General features: G+C 62.9%; 11 protein-coding genes and 1 pseudogene. 7 read left to right on the top strand and 5 right to left on the bottom strand.

Going from position 1 to position 13,783, the window contains the following annotated elements; genetic code table 11:
* The first annotated feature begins 5 nt into the window (after nucleotides 1-5).
* The 6 genes and pseudogenes from J3P92_RS13670 (at nucleotide 6) to J3P92_RS13645 (ending at nucleotide 7,332) form a co-directional block, all read left to right on the top strand.
* Entirely contained in the window at nucleotides 6-680 is a 675-nt protein-coding gene (locus tag J3P92_RS13670) for a DUF1028 domain-containing protein (RefSeq protein WP_434647536.1), read from the top strand.
* Nucleotides 673-1,842 carry an acetylornithine deacetylase gene (argE, locus tag J3P92_RS13665; protein ID WP_434647534.1) on the top strand — a complete coding sequence of 390 codons (1,170 nt, stop codon included), beginning with the start codon at nucleotides 673-675 and terminating at the stop codon, nucleotides 1,840-1,842. The genes J3P92_RS13670 and argE overlap by 8 nt, the downstream gene beginning before the upstream one ends.
* A gap of 15 nt (nucleotides 1,843-1,857) precedes the next feature.
* Nucleotides 1,858-3,352, top strand: a pseudogene (locus J3P92_RS13660) (aldehyde dehydrogenase).
* Between the two features lie 64 nt (nucleotides 3,353-3,416).
* Nucleotides 3,417-4,859, top strand: a complete 1,443-nt coding sequence (locus J3P92_RS13655; RefSeq protein WP_434647532.1) for an APC family permease — start codon at nucleotides 3,417-3,419, stop codon at nucleotides 4,857-4,859.
* The gene (locus tag J3P92_RS13650; RefSeq protein WP_434647530.1) at nucleotides 4,859-6,241 is read left to right on the top strand and encodes an aspartate aminotransferase family protein; all 1,383 of its coding nucleotides are present in this window, start codon (nucleotides 4,859-4,861) and stop codon (nucleotides 6,239-6,241) included. The genes J3P92_RS13655 and J3P92_RS13650 overlap by 1 nt, the downstream gene beginning before the upstream one ends.
* Before the next feature lie 74 nt (nucleotides 6,242-6,315).
* Nucleotides 6,316-7,332 carry an ABC transporter substrate-binding protein gene (locus tag J3P92_RS13645; protein WP_434564110.1) on the top strand — a complete coding sequence of 339 codons (1,017 nt, stop codon included), beginning with the start codon at nucleotides 6,316-6,318 and terminating at the stop codon, nucleotides 7,330-7,332.
* 193 nt (nucleotides 7,333-7,525) lie between these two features.
* Here J3P92_RS13645 and J3P92_RS13640 read toward each other — a convergent pair whose 3' ends face one another.
* The 5 genes from J3P92_RS13640 to J3P92_RS13620 form a co-directional block, all read right to left on the bottom strand.
* Nucleotides 7,526-8,437, bottom strand: a complete 912-nt coding sequence (locus J3P92_RS13640; RefSeq protein WP_420763830.1) for a LysR family transcriptional regulator — start codon at nucleotides 8,435-8,437, stop codon at nucleotides 7,526-7,528.
* Between the two features lie 220 nt (nucleotides 8,438-8,657).
* Entirely contained in the window at nucleotides 8,658-9,860 is a 1,203-nt protein-coding gene (locus J3P92_RS13635; protein WP_420763831.1) for an NAD(P)/FAD-dependent oxidoreductase, read from the bottom strand.
* Between the two features lie 324 nt (nucleotides 9,861-10,184).
* Entirely contained in the window at nucleotides 10,185-10,559 is a 375-nt protein-coding gene (locus J3P92_RS13630) for a response regulator transcription factor (RefSeq protein ID WP_420763832.1), read from the bottom strand.
* A gap of 100 nt (nucleotides 10,560-10,659) precedes the next feature.
* Complete coding sequence (locus J3P92_RS13625) at nucleotides 10,660-11,310, bottom strand: response regulator transcription factor (RefSeq protein ID WP_434647527.1); 651 nt, start codon at nucleotides 11,308-11,310, stop codon at nucleotides 10,660-10,662.
* Complete coding sequence (locus J3P92_RS13620; protein WP_420764034.1) at nucleotides 11,270-12,445, bottom strand: sensor histidine kinase; 1,176 nt, start codon at nucleotides 12,443-12,445, stop codon at nucleotides 11,270-11,272. Before J3P92_RS13620 ends, J3P92_RS13625 begins: the two co-directional genes overlap by 41 nt.
* 389 nt (nucleotides 12,446-12,834) lie before the next feature.
* Between J3P92_RS13620 and J3P92_RS13615 the strand changes: the two genes are divergently transcribed.
* The gene (locus tag J3P92_RS13615; protein WP_434558962.1) at nucleotides 12,835-13,776 is read left to right on the top strand and encodes a LysR family transcriptional regulator; all 942 of its coding nucleotides are present in this window, start codon (nucleotides 12,835-12,837) and stop codon (nucleotides 13,774-13,776) included.
* Nucleotides 13,777-13,783: the final 7 nt, after the last annotated feature.

The raw sequence follows: 13,783 nt of genomic DNA, 5'->3' as shown, positions 1-13,783 counted from the left end.
ACGACATGACGTTTTCCATTGTCGGACGCTGCGCCGAAACCGGCCAGTTGGGCATCGCCATCAGCTCGTCGAGCATTGCCGTCGGCGCCCGTTGCCCCTGGCTGCAGGCAGGGGTTGGCGCGGTGTCGAGCCAGAACATCACATTGCCTGCGCTGGGCCCGCAGATCCTCGACGAATTGGCCGCCGGTTCGGTGGCCCAAGAGGCGCTGGACCGTGCCCTGGCACGCAACGGCTACAGCGAGTATCGCCAGGTGGCCGTGGTGGATGCCCAGGGGCGCACGGCGGTTTTCAGCGGTCGCCACGCGTTGGGCGTCCATGGCGCCGGGGTCGGTGAACAATGTGTGGCGGCCGGCAACCTGCTGGCGGGCGACGGGGTCATTGCCGCAATGGTCACGGCATTCGAACAGGGTGAGGGCAGCCTCGCGTCCCGCCTGTTGGGCGCGTTACAGGCGGGACAGGCCGCAGGCGGAGAAGCCGGGGCGGTGCATTCGGCGGCGTTGTCGGTGGTGGATGACCTGACCTGGCCAATCGTCGATCTACGGGTCGATTGGGCGGATGAAAATCCCATCGGCGAACTGGAAAAACTCTGGCTCGCCTATCAGCCGCAGTTGCAGGACTACCTCACTCGCGCCCTCGATCCAACCCAGGCGCCCAGCTACGGGGTGCCGGGCGATGAGTGAGTTGCGCAGCCGTGCATTACTCGCCGAGCTGGTGGGCTTTGCCACGGTCAGCCGCGATTCGAACCTGGCGTTGATCGAGTTCGTTCGCGATTACCTGCACGGCCTGGGCGTGAACAGCGAGCTGATCTACAACACGGAACGGACCAAGGCCAACCTGCTGGCGAGCATCGGCCCGTCGGTGCCGGGCGGCGTGGTGTTGTCCGGGCACACTGATGTAGTGCCAGTGGACGGGCAAGCCTGGACCGCGGAGCCGTTCCGCCTTAGCGAGCGGGACGGCAAGTTGTTCGGACGCGGTACGGCGGACATGAAAGGCTACCTGGCCTCGGTGCTGGCTGCGGTGCCGACATTCCTGTCCAGCCCGTTGAAGCGTCCTGTACACCTGGCGTTCTCTTATGACGAAGAAATCGGTTGCCTGGGCGTGCGCGGCCTGCTGGAAGTCCTGCCGCAACGCGTCCCGCAACCGGCCTTGTGCCTGATCGGCGAGCCCACCGAGCTGCGACCGGTGTTGGGCCACAAGGGCAAGTTGGCGATGCGTTGCCACGTCAAGGGCGCGCCTTGCCATTCCGCCTATGCGCCTTACGGGGTCAACGCCATCGAACAGGCGGCGCGCTTGATCGGCCATCTGGGTGAGATCGGTGCGGAGCTGGCCGAGCCCTCACGACACGATCCGCGTTTCGACCCGGCGTATTCGACCGTACAGGTCGGCGTGATCGAGGGCGGCACGGCATTGAACATCGTCCCGGCCGATTGCCGCTTCGATTTCGAGGTGCGCGCCTTGCCGGACTTCGCCCCGCAGGCGGTGGTCGAGCAATTGCGCGATTACGCCGAACAGACGCTGCTGCCCAGGATGCAGGCAGTAAACACCGACACCGCCATTCGTTTCGAACCCTTGTCCGCTTACCCGGGCCTGGCGACCTCGCCGCACAGCGCGGCCGCGCGCCTGGTGGCCCGGCTGTGCGGCAACGACGGTTTCGGCACCGTGGCGTTCGGCACCGAGGGCGGGCTGTTCCACCAGGCCGGCATCCCAACGGTGGTGTGCGGCCCCGGCAGCATGGACCAAGGCCACAAACCCGACGAATACGTGAGCGTCGAGCAAATGGCTGCCTGCGATCGCTTGATGGACCGCCTGGCGGTTTACCTCAGCGAACCCAATGACGTTTGATCCAAGGAAATACCCGTGAACGAATTCAATGATTGGAAGGCGCGTGCCGCTCAAGTGCGCCTGCGCGACAGCGCCCTCATCGACGGCGAGCCCCACGAAGCTCTCGATGGCGCCCGATTCGAAGTGATCAACCCCGCCAACGGCGTGTTGCTCGCCAATGTCGTGGCCTGCGCTGAACCGGAAGTGGACCTTGCCGTGAAAAGCGCACGCAAGGCATTCGAGCAGGGCCCTTGGGCGCGCATGGCGCCCAGCGAGCGCAAGGCCGTGTTGTTGCGTTTGTCTCAGTTGATGCTGGCTCATCGCGAGGAACTGGCGCTGCTGGATTGCTTGAGCATGGGCAAACCGGTCATGGATGCCTGGAACATCGACGTGCCGGGTGCCGCCCATGTGTTTGCCTGGTATGGCGAAAGCCTCGACAAACTCTACGACCAGGTCGCGCCCTCGGCGGCGAACGTCCTCGCCACGATTACCCGCGTTCCGCTCGGCGTGATTGCGGCGGTGGTGCCGTGGAATTTTCCGTTGGACATGGCGGCCTGGAAAGTCGCGCCAGCGTTGGCGGCGGGCAACAGTGTCGTGCTCAAGCCGGCGGAGCAATCGCCGTTTTCGGCCCTGCGCCTGGCTGAACTGGCCCTCGAGGCAGGCGTGCCACCGGGTGTGCTCAACGTCGTGCCGGGCCTGGGCGAGCAGGCCGGGCGGGCGCTCGGCTTGCACCCGGACGTCGATTCGCTGGTGTTCACCGGATCGACCGAGGTCGGTAAATATTTCATGCAGTACTCGGCCCAGTCGAACCTCAAGCAGGTCTGGCTGGAGTGCGGTGGCAAGAGCCCGAACCTGGTGTTTGCCGATTGTCAGGACCTTGACCTGGCGGCGCGCAAAGCCGCGTTCGGAATCTTCTTCAACCAAGGCGAAGTGTGCTCGGCCAACTCGCGGTTGTTGGTCCAACGGTCGATTCACGACGCGTTCGTAGAACGCCTGGTGGAACAGGCTCGCCTGTGGCAACCCGGCGATCCGTTGGACCCTGCGAGCCCTGCCGGCGCTATCGTCGATGCGCGTCAGACCGCGAGGGTCATGCAATACATCCAGCAGGCCAAGGCTGAAGGCGCACGCCTGGTGTGTGGGGGGACGCCAACTGAACATCGATGGGTCGAGCAATTTCATCGAACCGACGATCTTCACCGAGGTGCGCCCAACCATGCAATTGGCCCGTGAAGAGGTGTTCGGGCCGGTGCTGGCAATCAGCGTGTTCGATGACGAAGAGCAGGCCATCGCCATGGCCAACGAACACATCTACGGCCTGGCGGCCTCCGTGTGGACCGACGACCTGAACCGGGCCCACCGTGTGGCGCGGCGTTTGAACGCGGGCACGGTGTCGGTCAATACCGTGGACGCCCTCGACGTCACCGTGCCCTTTGGCGGCGGCAAGCAATCGGGCTTCGGACGCGATCTGTCGCTGCACGCCTTCGACAAATACACACAACTGAAGACCACCTGGATCCAGCTGCGCAGCTGACCGCGGTCCAGGTCGTCGTTCGCAATCGATTTGTTCTCCCTAAAAAAAGAAAACGGAGCAACCGATGGACAGTTTCTCAAGCGTGCCGCTACAAACCATTACGCCATCGCAGGTCGGCCCACGCAAACGGCTGGGCCTGAGCGCCCTGTTGGCCGTCGCCGTGGGCCTGGTGGTTTCCCAGGGCGTCATGGTGCTGATGCTGCAAGGGGCCGGGATCGCCGGGCTGGGCTTCGTGATTCCGTTGGCCTTGGCCTGGCTGTTGGCCCTGAGCTACGCCTGTTCGTTTTCCGAACTGGCCTTGATGATTCCGCGCGCAGGCAGCCTGAGCAGTTACACCGAAGTCGCCATCGGCCAGTTCCCGGCGATCCTGGCGACGTTTTCCGGTTACGTGGTGGTGGCGATGTTTGCCCTGTCGGCGGAACTGCTGCTGATGGAGTTCATCATCGACAAGGTCTACCCGCACTCGATGCCGCCGTTGAGTGTCGCGGTTGGCGTGCTGTGCCTGTTCACTGTGCTCAACCTGTTCAACATCGACATTTTCTCTCGGCTTCAAACGGTGTTGGCCCTGGTCATGACGGTGATGCTGTTGGTCATGGGCCTCGGCGCCTTGGCGAGCGATGGGGCAGGCAGCGTATCGACGTTGGTGGCGGCTACGGGCTGGAACCCCATGGGGCTCGGTGTCATTGCCCTGACCGCGATGGCGGTGTGGGGATTTGTCGGGGCCGAATTCGTCTGCCCACTGGTCGAGGAAACCCGCCGTCCGGAACGCAACATCCCGGCCTCGATGATGATTGGCCTGACGGTGATCTTCGTCATTATCTGCCTGTATTGCCTGGGCGCTTTGCTCACCGTTCCCCAGGCTGAGCTCGCCAGCAATGGCTTGCCGCACTATCTGTTCGCGACTTCGGTGTTCGGCGAGGCCGGGCAGGTATTCCTGGTGACCGCCGCCATCACCGCAACGTGCAGTACGCTGAACAGTTCCCTCGCTGCCATACCGCGCATGTTGTTGGGCATGGCCCGTAGCGGCCAGGCGTTCGGCATCTTCAAGCGCCAGGGCAAGCGCAGCGGTGCTCCTTGGGTGGCGGTGCTGTTCGTGGCGCTGGTTACCGGCTTACCGCTGCTGCTGATGCACGACACGCCCGACGCCATCAACCTTTTGCTTCTGGCGGCGGCCCTGGCCTGGCTGCTGGCCTACGTCATCACTCACATCAACGTGATTGCCCTGCGGCGCCGCTATCCCCATGTCCACCGGCCGTTTCGCACGCCGTTCTACCCGGTGCCGCAGCTGTTCGGCATCGCCGGCATGCTCTTTGCCATCTGGCACGTGTCCCCCAGCCCTGAAATGACTGTTCCGATCTTCGCCAGCGCTGGCGCGGTGCTGGGCATCGTTTCGCTGATCGCGCTGGTGTGGGTCAAGTGCGTGATGGGCAAACCGCTGTTCAAGCCCGAGCCGCTGGCGTCTGTCCAGGGCACCGAAACCGACAAGATCAACAAAGGAGACCTTTAATGAACGCGCCATTGAACCCGAACCGCAGCACCCGCGAGTATCAGGCGCTGGATGCGGCGCACCACATCCATGCGTTTCTCGACCAGAAAGCCCTCAATGCCGAAGGGCCACGGGTCATCGTCCGTGGCGAAGGGCTGGCGCTCTGGGACAACGATGGCAAGCGTTATCTGGACGGCATGTCGGGCCTTTGGTGCACCAACCTGGGCTACGGGCGCCAGGACCTGGCGGCAGCGGCCAGCCGTCAGCTGGAGCAATTGCCGTACTACAACATGTTCTTCCACACCACCCATCCGGCCGTGGTGGAGCTGTCCGAGCTGCTGTTCAGCCTGCTGCCGGATCATTACAGCCACGCCATCTACACCAACTCCGGCTCCGAGGCCAACGAGGTGCTGATTCGTACCGTGCGCCGCTATTGGCAGATCCTCGGCAAGGCGCAGAAGAAAATCATGATCGGTCGCTGGAACGGCTATCACGGCTCGACCCTGGGCGCGTCGGCGCTGGGCGGCATGAAGTTCATGCACGAAATGGGCGGGGTGATCCCGGATGTCGCGCACATCGACGAGCCGTACTGGTTCGCCCACGAAGGTGACCTGACCCCAGCCGAGTTTGGCCTGCGGGCGGCCCGGCAGTTGGAAGAGAAAATCCTCGAACTGGGCGCCGAGAATGTCGCGGCGTTCGTGGCCGAACCCTTCCAGGGGGCCGGCGGCATGATTTTTCCGCCAGAGAGCTACTGGCCGGAAATCCAACGCATCTGCCGGCAGTACGATGTATTGCTGTGCGCCGACGAAGTCATCGGTGGCTTCGGTCGTACCGGCGAATGGTTCGCCCATGAGTATTTCGGCTTCGAGCCCGACACATTGTCCATCGCCAAGGGCCTGACCAGCGGCTACATCCCCATGGGTGGGCTGGTCCTGTCCAAACGCATGGCCGAAGTGTTGGTGGAGCAGGGCGGCGTGTTCGCCCACGGCCTGACTTATTCCGGGCACCCGGTGGCGGCCGCGGTGGCGATAGCCAACCTCAAGGCCCTGCGCAACGAGGGCATCGTGACACGGGTCAAGGACGACACCGGGCCGTATCTGCAACGGTGCCTGCGGGAAACGTTCGACGGGCACCCGCTGATCGGCGAGATCCAGGGCGCCGGCATGGTCGCGGCCCTGCAACTGGCCGAAGACAGGAACAGCCGCAAGCGCTTTGCCAACGAAAACGAAATGGCCTGGCAATGCCGCACCTTCGGCTTCGAGGAGGGCCTGATCATTCGCTCCACCTTGGGCCGGATGATCATGGCCCCGGCGCTCGTGGCCAGCCATGCCGATATCGATGAACTGGTCGACAAGACCCGTATTGCTGTAGACCGCACCGCCCGCGCTTACGGTCGCCTCTGAGTCCGTCGCCGGCTCGTGCGGGCGAGCCGGCATTTTCGAGGAACCGATTCATGTCCAGATCCTTGCGTTACAACATGGCGTGTGCCCTGGCGTTGCTGAGTACCAGCGTCCTGGCCGCGCCACAAAGCCTGACCGTGATTTCATTCGGCGGCGCCACCAAGTTGGCCCAGGACAAGGCCTACTTCCAACCCTTCAACGCCAGCGGTGCGGGAAACATCGTGGCCGGCGAGTACAACGGCGAGCTGTCGAAGATCAAGGCGATGGTCGCGGCCGGGCATACCAGTTGGGATGTGGTCGAAGTGGAGAGCCCAGAACTGCTGCGTGGTTGCGAGGAAGGCTTGTTCGAAAGACTCGACCCGGCGGCCATAGGGAAGCCTGCGGATTTCGTTCCGGGAGCGCTCACTGAGTGCGGCGTGGCCACGTACGTCTGGTCGATGGTCCTGGCCTATGACCAGAGCAAGCTCGCCAAGGCACCCACCTCCTGGGCGGATTTCTGGAACGTGACCGAATACCCGGGCAAGCGTGGGTTGCGCAAGGGGGCCAAGTACACCCTGGAAATCGCCTTGCTGGCGGACGGCGTCAAGACAGAAGATGTGTACAAGGTCTTGAATACGCCGGAAGGCGTGGCGCGGGCATTTGCCAAGCTGGACCAGATCAAGCCGAATATCCAGTGGTGGGAGGCGGGCGCCCAGCCGGCGCAATGGCTGGTGGCCGGGGATGTGGCGATGAGCGCAGCCTACAACGGTCGCATCGCCTCGGCGCAGAAAGAGGGCATGAAACTGAGCATCGTCTGGCCGCAAAGCCTGTATGACCCGGAATATTGGGCGGTGGTGAAAGGCACGCCAAACAAGGCCTTGGCGGAGAAATTCATTGCCTTCGCCAGCCAGCCGCAGACCCAGAAAGTCTTCTCGGAGAACATCCCCTACGGACCGGTGCATCGCCAGACACTGGGCCTGCTGCCCGCTGAAGTCCGCGAGCAACTGCCCACCGCCGAGGCCAACCTGGCACAGGCGCAAGCGGTGGACGCGGAGTTCTGGGTCGACCATGGCGAAGAGCTGGAACAGCGCTTCAACGCCTGGGCGGCTCGCTAGTATCCAACCTAATATCGAACCGCTCTTGTGGCGAGGGAGCTTGCTCCCGCTGGGGTGCGAAGCACCCCCTTTACCCTGTGATCGCGGTGTAGCAGGTGGACCGCGTCAGGTTTTTGGGGCTGCTGCGCCCGAGGCGTCGGACCGGCCCAGCGGGAGCAAGCTCCCTCGCCACGGAGGTATGAGGCTCGCCGGTCTACGCCAGCCATTCCCCGAACTGCTCCTTGCAGTAATCCACGAACAACTGCGCCGGCTTGGTCAGGTGCGCGCGCTTGAGCCATCCGGCCACCAGTGCCGAACCGGTTACGTCCTCGGCGATGCTGACACACACCACGTCCTGTCCGTCGTAGGTGCAGCTCGATTGCGGGCGGGTCACCAACACGGCGAAACCAAATCCCTGGCCGACCATGCCGCGCACCATTTCGATGGAGGGCGAGCTGAAGACGATGTTTGGCGTCAGGCCCAGCTCCTCGAAAATACTGACGAAATAGGTGCGGCTGGGCTGCACATCCAAGAGGATCATCGGTTCAAGCGCCAGGTCGCGAAGCGATACCTGGGATTGATTGGCAAAGCGGTGTCCGGCCGGCAGCAGTGCGTACGGCCGTTGCGGTGCCGTGAGCGCTTCGGTTTCGATCGTGCTGTCGAGATCGTGCTCATAAAAAATCGCCAGGTCGAAACGTCCACCGGTCAGGCCTTGAACCAACTCCTGCTGTTCGCCGTCCTGCACGCGGATCTCCACGCCAGGAAAACGCTCGCGAAAACCGGCGATCAGCCGTGGCAGGTAGAGCGGGGCGACGGTCTCGAAGCAGCCGATGTCGATCTGCCCGCTGACGACGTCATTGTCGGCCAACGCGTTCTGTTCGAATTCCCGGGCCATGCGCAGCAGCTCCTGGGCCTTTCGATAGAAACGCGCACCGGCCGGCGTCAGCGAGACGCCCTGGGCGTGATGACGGATCAACAACTGCACGCCGAAACTGTCTTCCAGGCCCTTGACCGCCGTGGCAATCGACGGTTGGGCGATATACAGCTTGCGGGAGGCTTCGGCGACGCTGCCACACTCCACGGTGGTGACGAAGTACTTCAACTGACGCAGGGAGTAGGACGCCACGGCACACCTCGGTCCGGATGATTTTGCCTACCTTACCGTGAGCCGCTTGCGCAGCGCGACGGGCGTTGCAACGGATTTTGCTAGGCAGTGGCGATATCCAGGCTGGCTTGTCGGACGGGAATAAAAAACGCCCGCCGAAAAAACCTTGGCAGGCGTTTGGGAAAGTCCGGCACAGAAGGAGGGACTGGCCGGTTGGCGCGTGAGTTTCAGGGCATTGGGATCAGGCGACAGGGATCAATGGATCCGCGGCAGCCAGTGCGGTGGCGCGGTCGGCGGCGGGTGGGTAGATCCACACAGAGTTGATCTGGGTCTTGAGGTCCTTCGCTTCTTGTCCGACCAACTTGACCTGGCGATCCCAACCTTCGGTGTACACCGCGCCCCAGGCGCCCAGGTCCAGGCACGTCACGTACTTGGGTTGGCTGTAGGTCATCGGCGCGACGCCCAGCAGATCGGCTGCCACGTTGTTGCCCGCGTAGCGGCCCAGGGCGATGGCGTGCTGGCAGGACATCGCCGCGTAATTGCCCAGGTCGTCGGTGGCGGCGTAGGCCACGTCGCCGGTGGCGAAGATATCGCTCTGCCCGAGCACCTTCAGGTTCCCGTCGACATGCAGCCGGCCCTGGCGATCGTGGGTGCCGGGCACTTGTTCGGTCAGCGGGCTGGCGCGGAAACCGACGGTCCAGATGACGGTCCTGGATTCGATGCGCTGGCCGTCCGACAGCGTGACGCCGCCGGCATCCACCGATTCGACCGAGGCATTGAGCATCCACTCGATGCCAAGGTGGTCGGACGCTTCGATGATCGAAGGGCTGATTCCTTCGCCCAGCGCCGCACCGATTGTCGGCCCCCGGTCGACCACGATCACGCGGATATTGGCGTCGCTGCCCAGGACGGCGCGCAGGCGGGCGGGCATCTCAGTGGCGGTTTCGATCCCGGTAAACCCGCCGCCGGCCACCACCACGGTGTTGCGAGCGGGGCTGTCGGGCAGGGTTGCGAGGGATTTCAGGTGGGCTTCGAGGCGCGTCGCCTGTTCGATCTCATCGACGTCGAACGCATGCTCCAGCATGCCCTCAAGGTCGGGGCGAACCAGCTTGCTGCCCGCTGCCAGTACCAGCCGGTCATAGCCCAGCGTGCCTTGGCCGCCAAACACGTCGCGATAGCCGACCTGCTTGCGGTTGACGTCGATGCTCTCGGCAAAGCCTTGGACGAAATTTACCCCGACCGCGTCGAACAACCCGGCCAATGGCGCCATCATGGTGTGGACGTCGGGTTCGTAGAAACGCGGGCGGATGCGCAACTCCGCCTGGGGCGCCAGGACGCTGATCTGTACGTCATTGCGATCATGCTGGTCGAGCAGGCGAGCCGCGCTGAGTGCGCTCCATACACCGCCAAAACCGGCGCCGACGATCAAGATTTGCTGTTTCATGAGGTGCTCCCGAAGACTGAGTCGATACGTTGAATTTGTTTGATGTTTCAGCGTGACCGTGTTGCGAAACGCCCGGAAGTGCTTGGCCTGATGGGGTGAATCATTAGGCGCATTCAGCTTCGGTTCGCTATTGGAAATGGTATTCGTCGGCGGGAGCCGCGGCACTTCTACATAGGGTCAGTGGCGGCATGCGTGGGTGTTAGGGGGGCTATACGAAGGTATTAAAATCGTTGGGTTGTGGATTTTCAGCAGCCGCAGAACGATGCGCACCCCATTACGCTTGTGGGAGCGAGCCTGCTCGCGAAGAGGCCATTGCAACCGCCTTCACCCCTCGCCACCCATCACCGATTCAATGCAGGCAATCAACTCACCACAATCAAACGGCTTGGGAAAAACCGCCACCGGGCTCATCCCGCCCGAGCGGGTTCGCGGCGGTACGGCAGGCAGGCCCGTTATGAAAATAAGCGGAATCTCGATGCCGCGGGCACGAAGCTCATCGCACAGTTGAATCCCGGTCATCCCCGGCATTTGAATGTCCGACAGCAAGCAAGCTGTATTCACATAGCCAGCTGAAGACAAGAAATCGAGAGCACTGGGGTAAGTCTTGACGCGATAACCGTGGGAGCGCAGTAAACCATCCAATGCAACTCGAACCGATTCATCGTCATCGATAATTGAAATAATTGCGGTGTCGGACATTTCGAAACCTGGCAGTAATGTCAGGACGCCATAAAGGCGTCCCTATCACTGCAAGATACGCGGTACAAAAGCCGCGCCTAGTATACGTGGGTATGAACTTTCACTGACCGCGCCCCGGGTCCAATGCCTGGGCCATGCGCACCAGCTCGGCAAACGAGCGCGCGCCCATCTTGCGCATGGCCTGGCCGCGATGAATCTTGACGGTGATTTCGCTCAAGCCGATCTGCCCGGCAATCTGTTTGTTCATCAACCCCGACGCAGCCAGGAGCATCACTTGGCGTTCCCGGGCGGTGAGGCTGGCGTGGCGGTCCTGGAGCGCCTTTTGGCTGTGCTCGGCCTCGCGACGCAGGCGGTCGCGCTGGTGGGCGGTGGACACCGCATCGATCAGGTCTTGCTCACGAAACGGCTTGGTCAGGAAGTCCACTGCGCCGGCTTTCATGGCCCGTACCGTCATGGCGATATCGCCATGGCCGGTCATGAACACGATGGGCAGGTGAACGTCGGCGCTCGCCAGCTGTTGCTGGAAGTCGAGGCCGCTGGTGCCGCGAAGGCGCACATCCAGTAGCAGACAACTGGGCCCGTCGGCGCGTGAATGGCGCATGAAGTCTGCCACCGAGTCGAACAGCTCGACCCGCAGGCCGATGGACCGTAGCAGACTGCGGAGCGCTTGGCGTAACGACGCATCGTCATCGACCACGTAAACGATGGGCTCAGCGGTGAAGGCAGGGTTCGGGGTGTGGCTTGGGTTCATGGGCGGCGTCCTTGGCGGGGCGGGCAGAGGTAAGCAATGGCAACGAAAACGTGAACGAGGTGCCTTGTCCAGCCGCGCTGGCGGCCCAGATCCTGCCGTCATGGAAGTCGATGATGGAGCGGCAAATGGAAAGCCCGATGCCCAGGCCGTTTTCCTTGGTGGTGAAGAAGGGGGTGAACAAAGAAGGCAGGATCTCGTCGGAGATTCCGATCCCGCGGTCCGCCACCTCCAATAGCACCTCGTGCTCCTGCGTCCAGGTGCGTATGCGCAGGATCCGATCGGGCGAGTCAATCGTTTCCATCGCCTGGCACGCATTGATGATCAGGTTGATGATCACTTGCTGCAGTTGCACCCGGTCGGCGTTGACCTGGCACGCCTTTGCCGCGAGGTTCGCCTTCAGGCTGATCTTGTGATGAGCCAACTGCTGGCGCACCAGGTTCAGCGACTCGTTGACGATGTCGTCCAGTAGCTCAGGCTGACGCAGAGGGTCGCATTTGCGCGCCATTGCTCGTGTACGATTGATGACTTCGCTGGCGCGACAGGCATTGGTGACGATCCGCTCCAGCGCGTCGAGGGCTTCCTTGAGGTCCGGAACCGGGCGATCGAGCCAGCGACGACAGGCCTCGCCGCTGCTGGTGATGGCGGTCAGCGGCTGGTTGACTTCATGGGCAATCGAGGCGGCCATCTCTCCCAGGGACGTCAGGCGCGTGACGTGGGCCAACTGGGCGTGGGCGCGGGACAACGCTTGCTCGGCGTGTTTGCTGGCGATCAGGGCGTTGATCAGGTAGGCCTGGTTGTGGCGCAGGCGGTCCGCGGCCTGCTTGCTGCGCAACGCGAGAAACGCAATGGCGGACAGGGCCGTCAGGCAACGAAAGAACCCAGTGATGGACTCCCAGCGGTGATAGCCACCGTTGTACGCAAACATCGCCGTCAGCAAAAACATGCACATCAGCGCTACGGTGATCACCAGGTTGATGGAAAACAGGTTCGCCGCCATCAGCAGCAAAGTGATGTACAGCAGCGTCGGCGCCAGGTCGGAATGGGTTTCGGAATTGATGATGACGATTCCGCAGGCCACCACCAGGCCCACGGCCCAGCCCAAGGCGTTGACCAGTGGGTGGGCGCTGATGCCCATCGATGGCTCCCCGCCCATCGGGCATGGGATGTACCGGAAGCTGTCATAGACACTCTTGAACATCGTGGCGGGTGTGGGCACGGCGCAGACCTTCTGTTTTGCGGTGCAGCCCGAGGAGACGGGGCATTGATTTCGGATCTTAGAAGTTGCCCCTGGCATCGGGTAGGACATAAATCCCTGAATTACTGCCAACCCCGGCCGGTTGTCGATGCATACCCACGTATCAATGAATCTACCCAAAGCGTGAGTCCGGTGTCCCCCAGTACAACAGACACCGGAGGGGCTCAGGCATAACCTTCCTGGTACGTCGTCGTTGTCCAACCGTGCAAACGGCCCGAGGCACGACGTTTCTTTGCTGACTCATTGGCCCTGTGCCTGGAATGGCTACCATGATGAACAGAAATGACCTGCGTCGTGCTGACATCAATCTGCTGGTTGTCTTCGAAACCATGATGCATGAGCGAAATGTCACACGTGTGAGCGAGAAGCTGTTTCTCGGGCAACCGACCATCAGTGCGGCCCTGGCGCGTTTGCGCTTGATGTTCGACGACCCGCTGTTCGTCAGGACCGGGCGGTTGATGGAGCCGACGTCTCGGGCCCGGGAGATTTTTTCCAACCTTTCACCCGCTTTGGACGGCATCGCCGCCGCCTTGAGTCGCTGCCAGGCGTTCGACCCTGGCACCAGCGAGGCAACGTTTCATATAGGCCTTTGCGACGATGTCGAGTACGCGCTGCTGCCGGATTTGCTGCGCCGCCTGCGGGTCGAGGCGCCGGGCACGACGTTGGTGGTGCGTCGCACCGATCAATGGCAGATGTGCCAGTTATTGGTCAGTGGGGAAATTTCCCTCGGTATCAGCCATACCCTGGAACTGCCGGCCAACGCCCGGCGCAAGGCGCTGCGCCCGATCCGGCCGATGCTGCTGCGGGCCGATTCGCGTCCCGGCGAGTTGACCCTGGACGACTTTTGCCGCCGACCCCACGCCGTGGTTTCATCCATGGGCCACGTCATCGATGATTCGGACCGCGCGTTGAGCCTGGTAGGCCGGCAGCGGCGGGTGGTGCTGACGGTGCCGCAATTCAGCGCATTGCCCGTGTTGTTGGATCGCAGCGACATGATCGCCATCGTGCCCGACTATGTGGCCCGGGCCATGGCGGCAGTCGCAGGCTTGCGGGCGGAGCCGGCGCCGGTCCAATTGCCTGAGCATGAGCTGTCGATGGTCTGGCGAGGTGCCTCCCATGATGATCCAGGCGAGCGCTGGCTGCGTTCTCGTTGCTGCGCGTTCATCGCCGAGCAGGCCCAGTCGGCGCCGCAAGCCCGGCGCGTGGCCTGACGCGATC

It is taken from the genome of Pseudomonas sp. D3-27 (assembly GCF_051132165.1).
Classification (GTDB): domain Bacteria; phylum Pseudomonadota; class Gammaproteobacteria; order Pseudomonadales; family Pseudomonadaceae; genus Aquipseudomonas.
The sequence above is the reverse complement of the archived record's forward strand: the minus strand, read 5'-3'. Positions and strand labels throughout refer to the sequence as shown.

Coding starts and splice junctions, on each gene's coding strand:
- J3P92_RS13670 (WP_434647536.1), top strand. CDS start 6: ATGACGTTTTCCATTGTCGGACGCTGCGCCGAAACCGGCCAGTTGGGC.
- argE (WP_434647534.1), top strand. CDS start 673: ATGAGTGAGTTGCGCAGCCGTGCATTACTCGCCGAGCTGGTGGGCTTT.
- J3P92_RS13655 (WP_434647532.1), top strand. CDS start 3,417: ATGGACAGTTTCTCAAGCGTGCCGCTACAAACCATTACGCCATCGCAG.
- J3P92_RS13650 (WP_434647530.1), top strand. CDS start 4,859: ATGAACGCGCCATTGAACCCGAACCGCAGCACCCGCGAGTATCAGGCG.
- J3P92_RS13645 (WP_434564110.1), top strand. CDS start 6,316: ATGGCGTGTGCCCTGGCGTTGCTGAGTACCAGCGTCCTGGCCGCGCCA.
- J3P92_RS13635 (WP_420763831.1), bottom strand. CDS start 9,860: ATGAAACAGCAAATCTTGATCGTCGGCGCCGGTTTTGGCGGTGTATGG.
- J3P92_RS13630 (WP_420763832.1), bottom strand. CDS start 10,559: ATGTCCGACACCGCAATTATTTCAATTATCGATGACGATGAATCGGTT.
- J3P92_RS13625 (WP_434647527.1), bottom strand. CDS start 11,310: ATGAACCCAAGCCACACCCCGAACCCTGCCTTCACCGCTGAGCCCATC.
- J3P92_RS13620 (WP_420764034.1), bottom strand. CDS start 12,445: ATGGGCATCAGCGCCCACCCACTGGTCAACGCCTTGGGCTGGGCCGTG.
- J3P92_RS13615 (WP_434558962.1), top strand. CDS start 12,835: ATGATGAACAGAAATGACCTGCGTCGTGCTGACATCAATCTGCTGGTT.